The organism is Rhizobium sp. N122, from assembly GCF_002211295.1.
In the GTDB taxonomy this organism is placed as follows: Bacteria; Pseudomonadota; Alphaproteobacteria; order Rhizobiales; family Rhizobiaceae; genus Rhizobium.
This window is the reverse complement of record NZ_LOKU01000023.1, coordinates 110,313-127,167: the sequence shown is the minus strand read 5'-3', so window position 1 is coordinate 127,167 and position 16,855 is coordinate 110,313. Positions and strand designations below refer to the sequence as shown.

15 protein-coding genes are annotated in these 16,855 nt (G+C 62.0%); 9 read left to right on the top strand and 6 right to left on the bottom strand.

Going from position 1 to position 16,855, the window contains the following annotated elements:
* Positions 1-205 precede the first annotated feature (205 nt).
* On the bottom strand, positions 206-991 hold the full coding sequence (locus ATY75_RS17440) for a methyltransferase domain-containing protein (protein WP_088938544.1): 786 nt from the start codon (positions 989-991) through the stop codon (positions 206-208).
* 116 nt (positions 992-1,107) lie between these two features.
* Between ATY75_RS17440 and ATY75_RS17435 the strand changes: the two genes are divergently transcribed.
* From ATY75_RS17435 to ATY75_RS17425, 3 genes are read left to right on the top strand one after another with little or no spacing between them, the layout of a single operon-like run.
* On the top strand, positions 1,108-2,244 hold the full coding sequence (locus ATY75_RS17435; protein ID WP_088938543.1) for an ABC transporter substrate-binding protein: 1,137 nt from the start codon (positions 1,108-1,110) through the stop codon (positions 2,242-2,244).
* A 6-nt stretch (positions 2,245-2,250) separates the two neighbouring features.
* On the top strand, positions 2,251-3,321 hold the full coding sequence (locus ATY75_RS17430; protein ID WP_088938542.1) for an iron ABC transporter permease: 1,071 nt from the start codon (positions 2,251-2,253) through the stop codon (positions 3,319-3,321).
* A complete protein-coding gene (locus ATY75_RS17425; RefSeq protein ID WP_088938541.1) occupies positions 3,315-4,067 on the top strand; it encodes an ABC transporter ATP-binding protein in 753 nt (250 codons plus the stop codon). Before ATY75_RS17430 ends, ATY75_RS17425 begins: the two co-directional genes overlap by 7 nt.
* 22 nt (positions 4,068-4,089) lie before the next feature.
* Here the strand turns inward: ATY75_RS17425 and ATY75_RS17420 are convergent, their stop codons facing one another.
* The 4 genes from ATY75_RS17420 to ATY75_RS17405 all read right to left on the bottom strand — a co-directional run bounded on the left by ATY75_RS17420 (position 4,090) and on the right by ATY75_RS17405 (position 8,360).
* A complete protein-coding gene (locus ATY75_RS17420; protein ID WP_088938540.1) occupies positions 4,090-5,040 on the bottom strand; it encodes a sugar-binding transcriptional regulator in 951 nt (316 codons plus the stop codon).
* 21 nt (positions 5,041-5,061) lie between these two features.
* A complete protein-coding gene (locus ATY75_RS17415) occupies positions 5,062-6,528 on the bottom strand; it encodes an FGGY-family carbohydrate kinase (protein ID WP_088938539.1) in 1,467 nt (488 codons plus the stop codon).
* A 66-nt stretch (positions 6,529-6,594) separates the two neighbouring features.
* Positions 6,595-7,551, bottom strand: a complete 957-nt coding sequence (locus ATY75_RS17410) for a transketolase family protein (protein ID WP_088938538.1) — start codon at positions 7,549-7,551, stop codon at positions 6,595-6,597.
* On the bottom strand, positions 7,551-8,360 hold the full coding sequence (locus ATY75_RS17405; RefSeq protein WP_088938537.1) for a transketolase: 810 nt from the start codon (positions 8,358-8,360) through the stop codon (positions 7,551-7,553). Before ATY75_RS17405 ends, ATY75_RS17410 begins: the two co-directional genes overlap by 1 nt.
* A gap of 211 nt (positions 8,361-8,571) precedes the next feature.
* On the opposite strand from ATY75_RS17405, the gene ATY75_RS17400 reads away from it, so the two are divergent.
* The 5 genes from ATY75_RS17400 to ATY75_RS17380 all read left to right on the top strand — a co-directional run bounded on the left by ATY75_RS17400 (position 8,572) and on the right by ATY75_RS17380 (position 14,135).
* Positions 8,572-9,552 carry an ABC transporter permease gene (locus tag ATY75_RS17400; RefSeq protein ID WP_088938536.1) on the top strand — a complete coding sequence of 327 codons (981 nt, stop codon included), beginning with the start codon at positions 8,572-8,574 and terminating at the stop codon, positions 9,550-9,552.
* A gap of 116 nt (positions 9,553-9,668) precedes the next feature.
* Positions 9,669-10,598, top strand: a complete 930-nt coding sequence (locus ATY75_RS17395; RefSeq protein ID WP_003569108.1) for a sugar ABC transporter substrate-binding protein — start codon at positions 9,669-9,671, stop codon at positions 10,596-10,598.
* Positions 10,599-10,833: 235 nt separating this feature from the next.
* Positions 10,834-12,312 carry a sugar ABC transporter ATP-binding protein gene (locus ATY75_RS17390; protein ID WP_088938535.1) on the top strand — a complete coding sequence of 493 codons (1,479 nt, stop codon included), beginning with the start codon at positions 10,834-10,836 and terminating at the stop codon, positions 12,310-12,312.
* Positions 12,313-12,334: 22 nt separating this feature from the next.
* Positions 12,335-13,123, top strand: coding sequence for an SDR family oxidoreductase (locus ATY75_RS17385; RefSeq protein ID WP_088938534.1), 789 nt, complete (start codon positions 12,335-12,337; stop codon positions 13,121-13,123).
* Between the two features lie 229 nt (positions 13,124-13,352).
* Positions 13,353-14,135 (top strand): glucose 1-dehydrogenase, encoded by a 783-nt coding sequence (locus ATY75_RS17380; protein WP_088938533.1) that lies wholly within the window; start codon positions 13,353-13,355, stop codon positions 14,133-14,135.
* A 696-nt stretch (positions 14,136-14,831) separates the two neighbouring features.
* Here the strand turns inward: ATY75_RS17380 and ATY75_RS17370 are convergent.
* On the bottom strand, positions 14,832-15,599 hold the full coding sequence (locus ATY75_RS17370) for an SDR family oxidoreductase (protein WP_088938531.1): 768 nt from the start codon (positions 15,597-15,599) through the stop codon (positions 14,832-14,834).
* A gap of 342 nt (positions 15,600-15,941) precedes the next feature.
* Between ATY75_RS17370 and ATY75_RS17365 the strand changes: the two genes are divergently transcribed.
* Positions 15,942-16,850 carry a DMT family transporter gene (locus ATY75_RS17365; protein WP_088938530.1) on the top strand — a complete coding sequence of 303 codons (909 nt, stop codon included), beginning with the start codon at positions 15,942-15,944 and terminating at the stop codon, positions 16,848-16,850.
* Positions 16,851-16,855 lie beyond the last annotated feature (5 nt).

The following is a 16,855-nucleotide window of genomic DNA, read 5'->3' as shown; positions in this document are numbered from 1 at the left end:
GGCCGGGATACGGTGCGGGAATTTCCCTCTTCTCCCCAGCGGGGAGAAGATGCCCTTCAGGGCAGATGAGGGGGTGAGCGACGACAGGAGCGAATGCGCTGAGCGCAAGCGAAGGGCATTAAATGCAGTGCCGCGGGCCCCCTCATCCGACCCTGCGGGCCACCTTCTCCCCGCTGGGGAGAAGAGGGAGAAGCCGCAGCCCCCATCACCCAGGCTTACGCGCACAAATCGCAAACCGCTCCTGCACCATACGCTCAAGCCCGCGCAAAAACGGCATCTTGCGCGCCTGCGCCCAATGAACGTCCCCAAGCTTGCGGTCGACCACGATGTCCACAAAACCCGCCTTGCGAAGAAGCTCGACCACCGCTTCGGCCGGCATGTCATGGGAGAAATGCACGCGCGAGCGGATCTTCTGATGCCGCGCCATCATCTCCGGCGACATATGGCTCGCCGCCGGCTTACCGGTGATTTTCGTCCAGAGCTTCTGCAGGCCCTTGACCCAGGTCTCCTTGCCCATATTGCCGTCGAAGATCAGCACTTTGCCGCCCGGCTTCAGCACCGCGAACCATTCCTTGAAGGCCGAGGCCGGGTCCACCAGCGTCCAGACAAGGTGCCGGTTGGTGATGACGTCGTAGCTGTCCCGCGGCTCCATGGTGTTTTCGGCGTCGCCGGAGATGAAGCGGATATCGGTGCCGCGCTTCTTCGCCTTGGCGCGCGCCTTCGCCAGCATCGCGTCCGACCAGTCGAGCCCGGTGACCCTGAAGCCGACATCGTTCATCAGATGCGATATCACGGCGGTGCCGCAGGCGAGATCGAGTGCTGCGCGCCCCTGGCCTTCGCCGAGATGCTTCCGGATCAGCCGCTGCCAGCCCTTCCGCTCGCCTTCCGAAAAGATTTCATGGCCGACGCTCTGGTCGAAGGTCTCAGCCCGCTCCGACCAGAAATCGCGAATTTCGTCGCGGATCGAGTAGTTGGTATTCATCGAATTCATCGCAAGGCACCCCGGCATGGCATCAGTTTGGAAAGGCTCTAAAACATATAACTTGATTCACAAAGTCATATTTCTTATGCCTGCGGACATTATTCAGACGTCAGGGGAATTTCCAGATGAATTTCGCAAAAATGCTCGCAGTGTCCGCAGCTGCGATTGCCGCCTTGATGCCGCTTTCGGCCTGGGCGCAGTCCTTCACCGTCAAGGATGTCGCCGGCCGCGAAGTCAGCTTCGACAAGCCGGTCGAGCGTGTGATCCTTGGGGAAGGCCGCATGCTCTACGCCGTCGCGCCGATCGAGAAGGAAGATCCCTTCGCCAAGATCGTCGGCTGGCGCAACGATCTCTGGACCACCGACAAGGACGGCTTCAACGCCTATGTCGCGAAGTTTCCCAAAGGCAAGGACCTGCCCTTCCTCGGCAATCTGACGGATGGCACATTACAGACCGAGACCGTCGTCAAGCTGCATCCCGACGTGCTTTTGCTGCCGATCGGCAACAAGACGGCGGCCGACGAGGTGAAGCTCGAGGACATGCTCGCCGGCATCGGCGTGAAGATCGTCTATATCGATTTTCGCGAGCATATTCTCGCCAACACCGAACCGAGCCTGAAGATCCTCGGCCAGCTCTTTGGCCATGAGGACCGCGCCGAAGCCGTCGCTGCCTACTGGAAAGAACAGATGGCGCGCGTCACCGACAGGCTGAAGGCCGCCAATCCGCCGAAGCCGAATGTCTTCATGTACCGCGCCGCCGGCCTGGTGGAATGCTGCGGCACCTTCGGCCCCGATAATTTCGGCCTGATGGTCGATCTGGCCGGCGGCCATAATCTCGGCTCCGATTTCCTGCCCGGCTATACCGGCTCGATCAATGCCGAACAGGTCGTCGCCTCCAATCCTGACGTCGTCGTCGTCACCGGTTCCAACTGGAGCCAGACCAAGGATGCCAAGGACTTCGTCAATGTCGGCCCGAATGCGGCCGCGACCTTCGGCGACAGCCGCAAGGCGCTGAATACGCTGATGGAAAATCCGGCCTTCACAGGCTCCAGGGCGGTTGCCGGCGGCAACGTCCATGCGATCTGGCACCAGTTCTATACCAGCCCCTATCAATTCGTCGCCGTGCAGCAGCTCGCCAAGTGGTTCCACCCGAACCTCTTTGCCGATCTCGATCCGGATGCCACCTTCAAGGAATTCCACGAAAAATTCCTGCCGGTCGCCTATCAGCCGGGTTATTGGGTCGACGCCAAGGCGAGCCAGTAGTGCGAAATGGCCGAGATCGCCGCCATATCGGTTGAAGCAGAAGCTGGGAGGGAGCGCTACCGCGCCCTCACCCGGCGCAAGCTTCTGATTCTTGCCGCCATGACGGCGGCGCTCTGTCTATCCTTTGCCGTCGATCTCGCCTGGGGACCGGCCCGCTACAGCCTCCGTGAGGTCGTCGCCGCCCTCCTCGACCCCTCCTCCGTTTCCGATCAGGTGCGGGCCGTCGTCTGGAATATCCGCATGCCGGTCGCCGTGATGGCGATCGTCGTCGGCGCCTCGCTCTCCGTCGCCGGTGCGCAGATGCAGACGATCCTCGCCAATCCGCTGGCCAGCCCCTTCACGCTCGGCATCTCGGCGGCGGCAAGCTTCGGCGCGGCGCTGGCGATCGTCACCAGCGTTCCGCTGCTGCCGGTCGCCGCCGGCCTGCTCGTACCGGTCAATGCCTTCATCATGGCGCTGATTGCGACACTTTTCATACATTTCGTCTCGCAGGCCCGCGGCGTTTCGGTGCAAACAGTGGTGCTGCTCGGCATCGCCCTGGTTTTCACCTTCAACGCGGCCCTGGCCTTCCTGCAATATCTCGCCTCCGAACAGGCGCTGTCGGCAGTCGTCTTCTGGACGATGGGCAGCCTCACAAAAGCCACCTGGCCGAAGATCTGGGTGACGCTCGCCGTTCTCCTGATTGCCCTTCCGCTCTTTGCCCGCAATGCCTGGGCGCTGACCGCCATCCGCCTCGGCGAGGACAAGGCCGCAAGCTTCGGCGTCAATGTCCGTCGCATTCGGCTGGAAACCATGCTGGTCGTCTCGCTGCTGGCCGCAGTCCCCGTCAGCTTCGTCGGCACCATCGGTTTCGTCGGCCTCGTTGGCCCCCATATCGCCCGCATGATTCTCGGCGAGGATCAGCGCTTCTTCCTGCCGGGCTCGATCCTCTCGGGCGCGCTGCTGCTGTCGCTGACCTCGATCGTCTCGAAGTCGATCATCCCAGGCGTCGTCTTCCCGATCGGCATCATCACCGCGCTGGTCGGCGTGCCCTTCTTCTTCTCGCTCATCCTCTCGAACAGGAGCCGGTCGTGGTAGCGCTTCAATTGCAGTCGGTCGGCGCCTATCACGGCCGCAAGCTCTTCGTCGAAGATGTGACGACGCCGGTGATGAAATCGGGCGAGATCGTCGCGGTCATCGGCCCGAACGCGGCCGGCAAGTCGACGCTGTTCAAGCGCATCACCGGCCTGCTCAAGGGGCCGGGCGATGTCGTCGTCGAAGGTTCGAAGGCGAAGAACGCCATCAGCTATATGCCGCAGGATACCTCGGCGAATGCGGTGCTGACCGTCTACGAATCCATTCTGCTCGCCCGCAAACAGGGCCAGTCCTGGGCCGTCGGCGATAATGACCTGCGCTTCATCGACGAGATCATGGGGGCGCTCGATATCACAGCACTCGCCTTCCGCGATCTCGGGGCGCTGTCCGGCGGCCAGCGCCAGCTCGTCTCGATCGCCCAGGCGCTCGTCCGCGAACCCGAAATCATGCTGATGGACGAACCCACCAGCGCCCTCGACCTCCACCGCCAGGTCGAAGTCCTCGACTTCATGCGCCGCCGAGCCCGCGCCAAAGGCATGATCGTCCTCATCGCCATCCACGACCTCAACCAGGCGCTGCGCTTCGCCAACAAAGTCCTCCTCATCGCCAATGGCCGCATGCGCGCTTGCGGCGCGCCCAGGGATGTCGTCACCGCCGAGATGCTGCGGGAGATTTATAGGGTCGAAGCCCGCGTAGAGAAATGCTCGCTGGACCACGACCATGTGATCGTGGATGGGACGGCGCATTGAGGCTGGCAATCAGCCTGCCTGATCAATCGATCAATCGCTGCGCCGTAAACTTGTCCGTAACCAGCATGTCGATGACCCCGACGCGCAGCGCCCCTGCAATAGCGTCAGTCTTTTTGGCTCCGCCGGCGAGCGCAATGACCCGGTCCACGCGCTCCAAATCCTCGAGCGGCAGCCCGATGACCCGGTCATCCAGGGGCGTCTTGACCGGCTTGCCGTTTTTATCGAAGAAGCGAAGCGAAATATCGCCGACGGCGCCCGCTTCGGCGAGATCGGAGAGTTCGCGAGACGAAAAGATATTGCCGGAGCGTGCGAGAAGTTCGGAGGGTTCGACAGCTCCGATGCCGACGATCGCCAGCGTTATGCTGCCGAACAGATCCATCGTCTCGCGGACGAAGGGGTCGGCCTGCATCAGAAGTTTTGCCTCTCTTGATGTCGTCACGCCCTGCACGGGGAGCAGTTTCGGCTCGGCGCCGGTCAGCCGGGCAAGCCGCGTGGTCAGCTGTGTGGCATGCGTCTGCACGGAGGGGTCACCCATGCCGCCAAGGGTCTGGACCACGTATTTCACCTGAGCGCTCTTCGAAGGATGAATGTTCTCGACCATCTTGAAAATGGTCTGGCTCCAGCTCGAAACGCCGATGATCTCTCCTGGCGAAAGCGTCACCTCCAGGAGATGCGCCGCTGCCTCGCCGATACGCGCCATGATGGCCCCGTCCCGGTCTTCGGTGCACTCGACGACGATCGCCTCCGGCAGACCGTATCTTTCGCGAAGCGCGCTCTCGAGTTCGCTGTAGGTGCCGACGGGAGGGATGACGCTGGTTCGTACGATATCTTCAGCCTCGGCGCGCTTGAGCATGCGCGACACCGTCGCCTGCGACAGGCGAAGGTGCTGTGCGATCTCCGCCTGCCGCCGCCCCTCGATGTGGTACATCTGGGCGACCCTTGAAATGAGGCGGAGTTCGTTGAGGCGAGTCATCGCTAATCCCAGAGTGAATTTTTATTCACCTTTAGCCTGTGTTTCGCGGGACGTCGAGCGGGCGAGCGCATCATTCCAGGTCTGCAGAAGCGCTGCTCGATCCACGGGTTGCGGCTGAATGGTCTGGGTGTTTCGCGGCAACCCGGCGACCATATGGAGGTCGCTCCACAAGCCGAGGGACAGCCCCGCCAGATAGGCGGCGCCCAGCGCCGACGCCTCGGGTGCTTCGCATTGGATGACGGGATGCTGGATGAGGTTCGAGACGCACTGCATCAGGAAGCGGTTCTGGCTCGGCCCCCCATCCACATAGAGCGCGCCGAGTTCGCCGCCGCTTTGCGCCCGCATCGCCGCGATCACGTCATGCACCTGGAAGGCGATGGAATCGGTGACCGACCGCGCCATTTGCGCCCGTGTCGTGTTGAAGTTGATCTGCGAGAACAAGGCACGGGCGTCGGAATTCCAGTAAGGCGCCCCCAGTCCGACGAAGGCCGGCACGAAACCGGGTCCGCCAGGCGCGGCACTCGCCGCAAGCTCGACAAGGGCCGCCACATCTTCAAGGCCGAGAATATCCGCCATCCAGGGAAGGCTGGCGGCGCAAACTAGAATATTGCCTTCGAAGGCGAAAGTTGGCTTTCCCCCGATACGCCATGCGACGGTGGTTGTGACGCCGTTGCGTGGGGCAACGAATTGCGGCAGCGTCGTCATGATAGAAGAGCCGGTTCCGAAGGTCACCTTGCCGTCGCCCGGCTTGAAGGCTCCATGGCCGAACAAGGCTGCGTGGCTGTCTCCGATCGCGGCCATGATTGGAGTGCCATCCGCCACCCCTGGCAATCCTTGCGTCCTGCCGAAATCGGCGGAACTGTCGAGCACCTCGGGCAGGAGCGCGATATCGACGCCGAAGATCTCGCCAAGCTCCTCGCTCCATCTCTGTTCCCGCAGATCGAACAGCTGGCTCCTGGCGGCATTGGACGCGTCGCAGACATGCCGGCGTCCGCCGGTCAGGCAGTGGACGAGCCAACTGTCGATCGTTCCCAGCCGCACCGGCCGCCCGGCAGGAACGCGGTCGAGCAGCCATCGGAATTTCGAACCCGGGAACATCGGATCCAATGGCAGGCCGGTCAGCGCCTGCACACGGTCGAGGCGGCCTTCGGCAATCAGTCGTTCGCACTCCTGCGCGGTTCGACGGCACTGCCAGCTGACCACCGGTCCGAGCGGCTCTCCCGTTTCGGCGTCCCAGGCGGTGACGGACTCGCGCTGGTTGGAAATGGCGACCGCCTCGATCACCACAGCCGGGCCGGCCTTCAGGCAGGCGCCGATCGCTTCGCAGACCGATGCGTAGAGCCGGCGCGGGTCTTGTTCGACCCAGCCCGGCTTAGGATAGGAAATGCCGACAGGAGCCGAACCCCTTCCGACGATCTCTCCCTTTTCGGAAACGAGAACTGCTTTTGAATTGGTCGTGCCCTGGTCGATGGCCAGAATTGCCCGCATTCCATCCTCCCGGATCAGGTGGCGACCGGGCGACAAAAACCTCCCGGCCGGTCACGCCATCCCAGTTTACTTACGCTTGATCAGCGACTGTGCAGCGTCGGCGATTGCCGACGGCGCCATCCCGTATTCGTCGAGCAGGAACTCTGCCGAACCTGTGGGGGCATAGACGCCGGGAACGCCGAGACGCTTCATCGGCACTGGAGCATTGTCGACCACCACTTCGGCGACCGCGGAACCGAGCCCGCCAAAGATCGAATGCTCTTCGGCCGTGACGATCGCTCCGGTTTCCCTCGCCGCGGCGATAATGGCCTTCTCGTCAATCGGACGAACCGTGGCGAGGTTGAGCACCCTGGCCTCGATGCCGCGGCCGGCGAGAATCTCGGCCGCCTTGACAATGCGATGGGTCAAGGTGCCGTTGGCGATAAGCGTGACGTCGGAGCCCTGGCGAAGCAGATTGGCCTTGCCGAGTTCGAACCTATGCCCCTCCGGAAGCAGATCCGGCACGCCGACCCGCGACAGACGCAGGAAACATGGCCCGTTATAGGCCGCGGCCCACTCGACCGCGGCAGCGGTTTCGATGCGGTCACAGGGCGCAATGACCGGAAGATTGGGCAGGACCCGCAGCCAGGCGAAATCTTCGATCGAGTGATGCGTCGGGCCGAGTTCGCCATATGCCATTCCGGAAGAAATGCCGACCAGTTTGACGTTGGCATTCGAGTAGGAAATATCGGCCTTGATCTGCTCCAGCGACCGTCCCGTGAGAAACGGCGCAGCGGCGCACACGAATGGAAGACGCCCGCCATTGGCAAGGCCCGCTCCAACGCCGACCATGTTTTGCTCGGCAATGCCGACGTTGACGAGGCGCTCCCCGAACTTCGACTTGAAGCCGCCGAGCTTGGAGGAACCGACGGAGTCGTTGCAGACGGCAACGATCGTTTCGTTTTCAGCTGCCAGCCGCTCGAGCGTGGCAGCAAAGGCGTCGCGGCAATCGTAGAGCTTGGGTGGGTTTACTGGCGCGTTCATTAGAGTGCCTCCGACAATTCTGCCAATGCAATTTCGTATTGTTCCTTATTGGGCACCTTGTGGTGCCAGTCGACCCGGTCCTGCATGAACGAAATTCCATGGCCCTTGTTGGTATGGGCAACGATGCAATGCGGTCTCGATCCCCGGTGTTCGAGCGCCGGAACGATCTCGCTCATATCGTTGCCGTTGATCTCGGTGACGTCCCAATCGAAGGCCTCGAGCTTCGGCCGAAGTGGAGCGAGATCGTTGGTTTCCGCCAGCGCCGCCCCCTGTTGGAACCTGTTGTGGTCGATCACCAGCGTCAAGTTGTCGAGCTTGAACTGCGCGGCCGCCATGATCGCCTCCCAGTTGGAGCCCTCCTGCATCTCACCGTCGCCGGTGACGACATAGGTGTGATATCCAGCGCCGGCGAGTTTGGCGGCTTTCGCCATTCCGACGGCGACCGGAAGACCGTGGCCGAGCGGCCCGGTATTCGTTTCGACGCCGGGAACCTTGTTGCAATTCGGATGCCCGTTCAGCCTCGAATGCGGCTGCAAAAAGGTGGAAATCTCCTCCTCCGGAATGAAGCCGCGTTTGGCGAGCGTCACATAGAGAGCGCAGGCCGTATGTCCCTTTGAAAGGACGAACCTATCGCGGTCGGGATGTCGAGGCTGATCCGGCCAGACCTTCAGCACACGAAAATAGAGCGCCGTCAAAATGTCGATGACCGACATCTCCCCGCCAATATGGCCGGCACCCGCTTCGAAGACCGCCTGAAGATCGCGCAATCGGATCTCGCGGGCGATGCGCTCAAGTTCTGTCGTATCCATGATTCCTCGCGTGCATAAATATTCACTGTCCAATATTTTTGCACAACAAGCCGATTAGTCAAGCCCCTTAAACGAGGCTGCTAGCGTAAGCGCCGTCAGAAATCTTGTTGACAGCTGGAAAGCAAGTTGTTAATGAATTTTCCAGCAGGAGTGAATAATTATTCTAACCTGAACGAATATTGGAATACAAGCCGAGGCAGAGGGAGGAGCAATGGTGGCGCTCGATATCAATGAACACGGGCTTTCGTCCGGCGCCTGGCTGAGCAAGCTCAAGGGAGCGACAGGTCCGCTCGTGGGATTGCTGGCGCTGTGCGTCTTTCTGAGCCTCAGCACGGACACGTTTCTTTCGGTTCGAAACGGCCTCAACATCCTCGACCAGATCACCGTTCTCGGCATCATGGCTGTTGGAATGACCTTCGTCATCCTGATTGGCGGCATCGATCTCTCCGTCGGCTCGGCACTCGCCCTGGCGATGATGGTCATGGGCTGGACCGCCAACGTCGCCGGCCTGCCGCTGCCGGTCGGGATCGCCTTTGCGCTGATGGCATCGGCATTTTCCGGCCTGATCGTCGGACTTCTGGTCACCCAGTTCAGGGTTCCAGCCTTCATCGCCACGCTTGCGATGATGTCTGCGGCGCGCGGCGTCGCCAACATGATCACGGACGGCCAGCAGATCGTCGGATTCCCTGACTGGTTCATGATGCTGGCAATCGATCGCCATTTCGGCGTCATGACGGCCACGGTATTTCTCATGCTCGCGGTTGTTCTCGCGGCCTGGCTCTTCCTGCACTTCCGCTCGGAAGGGCGCATGCTCTATGCGGTGGGCGGAAACGCCGAAGTCGCGCGGCTGGCCGGCATCAACGTGCCCCTCGTGACGATATCAGTCTATGTCGTGAGTGCCGTCCTTGCGGGGCTTGCAGGCATCGTGCTCGCCGCCCGGCTGGATTCCGTCCAACCGTCCAGCGGTCTCGGCTACGAGCTGGACACCATCGCCGCGGTCGTCATCGGCGGGACTTCGCTCTCCGGCGGCGCCGGCGGCATCGGCGGAACGCTGATCGGCGTCCTGATCATCGGCGTGCTGCGCAACGGGCTCAATCTTCTCAACGTCTCGCCGTTCCTGCAGCAGGTGATCATCGGCATCGTCATCGTGCTCGCGGTCGGCGCGGAGACCATTCGTCGGCGTCGCGCCTGACGAGCAGGGTCCGCCGCGTTGGCGGGCCCAAAATTCCGCCCCGAAATTGGGGGCGGATCAGTGCCCCGAGGGGGAGGACATACCCGAGGGTTCCATCAAACAACGGAGGAAATACAATGAAAATAGCGCGCACCATGCTCGCATCTGCTGCACTGCTCGGTCTCATGCTCGGCCCCGTGCACGCGGCGGAACTGAAGAAGCTCGGCCTCGCCGTTGCCAATCTTCAGGCAAACTTCTTCAACCAGATCAAGCAATCGGTCGAGGCCGAAGCCAAGAAGCGCGGCATCGAAGTCATCACGGTCGACGCAAAGGGCGACGGACCGACGCAGGTCAACCAGATCCAGGATCTTCTGACCCAGAAAATCGACGCGCTGATCTACATTCCGGCAGGTGCAGCGGCCGCGACCGTTCCGGTCAAGCTGGCCAAGAGCGCCGGCATCCCGGTCGTCAACGTCGACCGCAACGCCGAGGGTGCACCGGGCGATACCTTCCTCGCAACGGATTCCGTCGCCTCAGCCAAGGCGGTGTGCGACTACATTCTGAAGGAAGCCGGCGGCAAGGGGAAGATGGTCATCATCCACGGCCAGAAGGGCACGACGCCGGAAGTCGATCGCTCGAAGGGCTGCGCTGAATCCCTCAAGGCCTATCCTGACGTGAAGGTTGTCGCCGAGCAGTTCTCGAATATCTGGAGCCAGGACGAAGGCTTCCAGATTATGCAGAACATGCTGCAGGCAAACCCTGATGTTTCGATCGTCTTCGCACAGGCCGACGGTCTCGCCCTTGGCGCTGCCCAGGCGATCAAGGTCGCCAATCCGTCGCAGAAGATCGTGGTTGGCGGTTTCGATGGCGACACCGCGGCTCTCGAAGCCCTCAGCAAGGGTGTCTTCAACGTAACGGCGACACAGCAGACGCAGAAGATGGGCCGCGATGCGGTTGAAAACGCCGCCAAGCTTGTCGCCGGAGAAAAGGTACCCCCGGTCCAGCTGATGGATGCCACGCTGACGACCAAGGAAAACGTCGCAGGCTTCATCGCCAACCATCCCTAAAGCATGTCGCGCAAAAGTGTGCCGCGGTTTTGCGGCAACGACATGCGTAAAAACAAAGAGCTAAAGCGCGTCGCATGAATCAAGTTTGACGCGACGCGCTTTAGCGCATCGCCCCGAAAATCGGGAACGATTTTCGGAAAGCACGATGCGAGGATTGAAAGTGTTAGAGCGTCCTTTGTCCGTCCGAAAGGACGCACGGCGCTCTAATGAAGTCGAGGTCTTGAGGAGGTGTGCCATGACTGACCCGGTTCTTTCCCTGAAGGGCATATCCAAGTGGTATGGGCCGCTCCAGGTTCTGAAGAATGTCAGCCTGGACGTCCATCCGGGCGAAGTGGTTGCTCTGCTCGGTGAAAACGGAGCGGGCAAGTCGACCCTGTCGGGCATCATCGCCGGGTCACGCACACCCTCCGAAGGATCGATGACATGGCTGGGGCAGCCTTATGCCCCGGCCACCCCCAGGGAAGCGATCGACAAGGGCGTTGTGCTGATCCATCAGGAACTGCAGCTTCTGCCGCAGCTGTCGATCGCCGAAAACGTCTTCATCGGTCGCTGGCCGATGAAGAACGGCGTGGTCGACCGCGCCCAGATGGTTCGCCGGGCTCAGGACCAGCTTGCCCGCTTGAACCTTCACATACCCGCCACTCGGACGGTCGCCGGCCTTTCCACCGCAAATCAACAACTGATCGAGATCGCCAAGGCGCTGGCTCTCAACGCCAAGCTGCTGATCCTCGATGAACCCACAGCCGCCCTCGGCGGCGCGGAGACCGAAGCGCTGTTCGAACAGGTTCGCAAGCTCCGGTCGGAGGGTGTCGGCATCGTTTACATTTCCCACCGTATGGAAGAGATCAAGCAGATAACCGACCGGATCGTCGTTCTTCGCGACGGGGAGCGGGTGCAGGAATTCTCAGACAGCGCCACCCCGGTGCGAACGATTGTCGAGAGCATGGTCGGGCGTCCGCTTGACCGCCTGTTCCCTACCCTTCCCGTTCCGACAGACCGCCCGGTCCTTGAGGTGTCCGGGCTGAGTTCGCCAGATAATTCGTTCCGCGATGTGACCTTCGAGGTGCGGGCCGGAGAAATTCTCGGCATCGCCGGATTGGTCGGCGCCGGCCGCACCGAACTGGTTCGGGCGATTTCGGGCGCCGATCCGGTCAGTGCAGGTTCGATCAAGCTGGAAGGCGAGGAACTCAGGCTGCGCGATCCGGCGGACGCGATCGCCAAGGGCATAGTCATGGTTCCGGAAGACCGCAAGGAGCAAGGTCTGATCGTCGGGCATCGGATCAGCGAAAACGTCATCTACGCCAATTTGGATAAACTCGGCGGTGGCTGGATTACGCCGCGCGTCAAGCGCTCGTTTGCGGAAAAGGCCGTTGCGAAGTTCGGCGTCAAGGGCCGTGCCGAGCAATATGCCTCGGACCTTTCCGGTGGCAACCAGCAGAAAGTCGTGATCGCCAAGTGGCTGATGCGCGATCCTAAGGTCGTCGTGCTGGACGAACCGACGAGGGGCATCGACGTCGGCGCCCGCGCAGGCATCTACGACATCATCGTCAATCTCGCCAAACAGGGCGTCGCGGTCATCGTCGTAAGCTCGGACCTCGAGGAAGTTCTCGGGGTCTCCAATCGCATCCTCGTGCTTGCCCAAGGCAAGCAGGCGGGCATCCTCAATCGTGACCAGGCAAATGACGTTTCGGTCATGGAGCTGGCCACCATCTAAACAGACAGAGAAAGGAAGAGCGGTGTCCGACATCACTCTGAATGCCCCGAAGCTTTTCGATCTCAGCGGCCAGGTTGCCATCGTCACCGGCGCCGGGAGCGGCATTGGGCAGCGCATTGCCATCGGTCTTGCGCAATGCGGCGCCGACGTGGCGCTGCTCGACCGTCGAACCGACGACGGACTGGCCAATACGGCTGAACATATTCGCGCCGCCGGCCGCCGTTCGATCCAGATCGCAGCGGACGTGACGAGCAAGTCTTCCCTCGGAGAAGCAGTCGCACGGACCGAAGCCGATCTCGGCGCCTTGACGCTGGCCGTCAACGCCGCAGGCATCGCCAATGCGAATGCGGCCGAAGAGATGGAAGAGGACCAATACCAGACGTTGATGGATATCAACCTGAAGGGCATCTTTCTTTCCTGCCAGGCCGAGGCCCGCGCCATGCTGAAAAATGGACGCGGCTCCATCGTCAACATCGCTTCCATGTCGGGCGTGATCGTCAACCGGGGCCTGAGCCAGGCGCATTACAACGCCTCCAAGGCGGGCGTCATCCATATGTCGAAGTCCATGGCGATGGAATGGGTCGACCGCGGCATTCGCGTCAACACCATCTCCCCCGGATATACGGCGACGCCGATGAACACCCGTCCGGAGATGGTTCATCAGACCAAGCTTTTCGAGGAGCAGACACCGATGCAGCGCATGGCAGCGGTCGACGAGATGGTCGGCCCGGCGGTGTTCCTGCTGTCGAACGCGGCAAGTTTCGTCACCGGCGTCGATCTGCTCGTCGACGGCGGTTTCTGCTGCTGGTGATGGATTAGAAAACGCATTGCCGGCAACAGAAAATGAACCGATCTCGCTTCCTCCCTGGCTGAGATCGAGGCGCTGAAGGGACCAACGGGCACGACGGCGCGATATCGCCGCCTGCCCGCCCTTCCCGCCGATAGAACGAGCTGAGGCCGACGCCGTCACTGGCGCTCAAGACCGCGCGAATCCGTTGAGCGGATTTGCGGCCCTCGACGGATACCCGAAAGGAAAGAGCATGAAACGCTTTGAACAAAAGACTGTGGTCATCACCGGGGCCAGCCGCGGCATCGGCGCGGCAATCGCCAGGCGTTTTGCCCGCGAAGGCGCCAATCTCGTCGTTTCGGCCAACGAGGATCTGGTCCACGGCGTTGCCGAGCAGATCCGGGCCGAAGGCAGCAAGGCGATCTCCTTCATCGGCGACGTGACCGACAAAACAAGCGTCATCGCCCTCTACGACGCGGCCGAGACGGAATTCGGCTCTGTCGACGTCTCGATCCAGAATGCCGGCGTCATCACTATCGCCCGCGTCGAGGACCTCACCGAGAACGAGTGGGACAAGGTCATGGCCGTCAACACCAAGGGCGTCTTCCTCTGCGCCCAGGAGGCGATATCGCGCATGCGCAAACACAAGCGCGGCGGCCGCATCATCAACACCGCCTCCGGCCAGGCCCGAGACGGCTTCATTTTCACGCCGCACTACGCCGCCTCGAAAATGGGCGTGGTCGGCATCACCCAGAGCCTGGCCAAGGAAGTCGCGACCGAAAACATCACCGTAAACGCCTTCTGCCCCGGCATCATCGAGACCGACATGTGGGCCTATAACGACCAGGCCTGGGGCAAGCTGCTGGGCAACTACGCCCCCGGCGAACTGATGAAGGAATGGGTCGAAGGCATCCCGATGAAACGCGCCGGCTCCGGCGAGGACGTCGCCGGCCTGGTCACCTTCCTCGCCAGCGACGACGCCGCCTACATCACCGGCCAGACGATCAATGTCGATGGCGGGTTGATCATGTCGTAGGTTGGAGTGGCGGCTTTGGGCGGGACGGCACTGAAGCTAAATGTGAAATAATTTCGCAGCCATATGCCTTTCGCTTGCCGCTCAAGGCGTTCGTCGCTGCCGCTCCTCACCCCTCATCTGCCCTGAAGGGCATCTTCTCCCCGCTGGGGAGAAGGGGGCAAGCTGCACGATCAACATCCCTGCACCAAAGGTCTCAAGAGGAGTGAGACGCCACCACGATTCCCCTTCTCCCCAGCGGGGGTCCGAAGGACGGGTCGAGACCGACGGCTCGACCCCGGTCGATGCCGGCAGGCAGATGAGGGGGTGAGCGGCAAAGCCGCGAATGCGCTGAGCGAAAGCGAAAGGCAAAATGTCTAAGTAATCCACAGCACGCCTCCATCCCCCCAGTGGCCGACCCCGTCCTTCGAGGCCCCTGCGGGGCACCTCAGGATGAGGTCGGAGAGAAGTCGCGGCTTGCCTCAATGGAGGGCGGAGCAGCAAGCCAGATCTTACTATGCGTGACATGGCACATGGATCAGCCGCCAGCCACTCGGCACATCGACCAGCCCACCAGCCACACGGCAAACCACTCAGTCCATCAGCCAAACAGCACCACAATCAGCCCTCATCCTGAGGTCTGCAGGCCGCAGGCCGGAGCCTCGAAGGACGAGGGCGGGTGGCTCGACCTGCAACACGCCGATCCCACCCTCGCCCAGCCTACGTTCGGCTGATCGAAACCCCGCCATCCGCCAGCATTGCCGTCCCCGTCACGAAGCTCGCCATATCCGACGCCAGGAACAGCGCCGCATTGGCGATCTCTTCCGGCCGGGCCATGCGCTTCAGCGCATGCAGCCCCTCCACAAAAGCCAGCAGTTCCGGCGTCGCATCGGGCGCGTTGGTGATGCTGGCCGGCGTATCGGTGCCGCCGGGCAACAGCGCGTTGACGCGGATGTTCTGCCGCCCGAGTTCGGCGGCGAGCACCTGCACGAAGCCGATCAACCCCGCCTTACCAGCCGCATAGGCGGCCATCCCGGGCATGCCGGCGGTGTGGCCGACGAAGGTCGAGGTGAAGATCAGCGACCCGCCGGCTTTTCCCATCGCCGCCGACTGGTGTTTGGCGCCGAGGAAGGCGGCGGTGAGATTGGTCTCGATCGTTTCGCGCCACCCCTCCGGCGACAGCGCCGCCACCGGTCCCATTTCGCCCACGCCGCCGGCATTGTTGAAGGCGATATCAAGCTTGCCGAAACGCGAAACCGCCGTATCGGTGAGCCTTGCCTGCAGCGCCTCGTCCCGGACATCGCCCGATAGGGCGACGGCCTGCCCACCCTCCGCCTCGATTTCGGCGACGACGGCATCGAGCGCCTCCTGTCGCCGTCCGGTGACCACGAGCTTCGCACCCTCCCGGGCAAAGAGCTTGGCCGCCGCGCGGCCGATGCCGGAGCTTGCGCCGGTGATGATCGCGACCTTGTCGTTCAGAAGTGTCATGTCCGTTTCTCCTCTGTTGTCGAGGCATCCCAAATCTCAAACATCGGGCGATGCAGCCACCCGTTTCCCGCGCGGGCAAACGAAAACCGGCGGCAATCGATGTTATCGGCCCGCGATCAACGGAATTGCCCAATCAGGACGGAAGCATGGATCGACGCATTGGAAATATCGGAATTCGCATTGTAAAACGTTCACTTGCCGCTGTTTCCAAACACGCACCTGCCGCAGCGTCAGCGCAATTGTGCGGCGCATCATCGATTTATCCCGGGTGTGACATTCATCCGATTCCCTTCATGTATCTTCCCGACTAAGAAGGGGCGCACAGGTAAAGGGAATCTCTTCATGCCGCGGTCACGCAATACTGAGGGCGCCATCTATATGAGCTTGGCGATGGCCGGCTTTTCCGCGAGCGATGCTCTCTCCAAATCGGTGATTGCCTATATGAACGCCGGCGAGATCATGTTCCTGCGCGGCCTCTTCACCAGCCTGCTCGTCTATCTGATCGCCAGGAAAATGGGCGCGCTGCGCTCCTTGCGCCTCGTGCTTAAGCCGATGATCATTCTCCGCATCATCTGCGAGATGTTATCCGCCGTCACCTATATCACCGCGCTCGGCATGATGCCGATCGCCAATGCCTCGGCGATCCTGCAGTCGCTGCCGCTGGTGGTCACCTTCGGTGCCGCGCTGTTCTTTCGCGAGTCCGTCGGCTGGCGGCGCTGGTCTGCGATTCTGGTCGGCCTTGTCGGCGTCATGATCATCATCCGCCCCGGACCGGAGGGGTTTACACCAGCCGCCCTGCTCTGCGTCGGCGCGGTGCTGACGACGGCCGGCCGCGATCTCGCCACGCGCTCGATTGATCCGGAGATTCCCTCGCTGATGATCACTGTCATCACCGCCGTCTCCATCTCTTTCTTCGGTGCTTTGCTCATCCCGGTGCTCGGCGGCTGGCAGCCGGTCAACGCGACGTCGCTCGGGCATCTCCTGCTCGCCTCGGTGCTGGTGCTCGTCGGCTATCAGTCGGTCATCCTCGCCATGCGCACCGGCGAAATTTCCTTCGTCGCGCCATTCCGTTATACCAGTCTGATCTTTTCCTCGCTGCTCGGCTTCTTCTTCTTCGCCGAGGTGCCCGACAGCCTGACGCTGCTCGGCGCTGCGATCGTCATCGCTTCCGGCCTCTATACGTTCTATCGTGAGGCCAAGCGCCGCGTATCGCCGATCGCGCAGGAATCCGCGCCACGCTCACCGGTTTGAGGCAG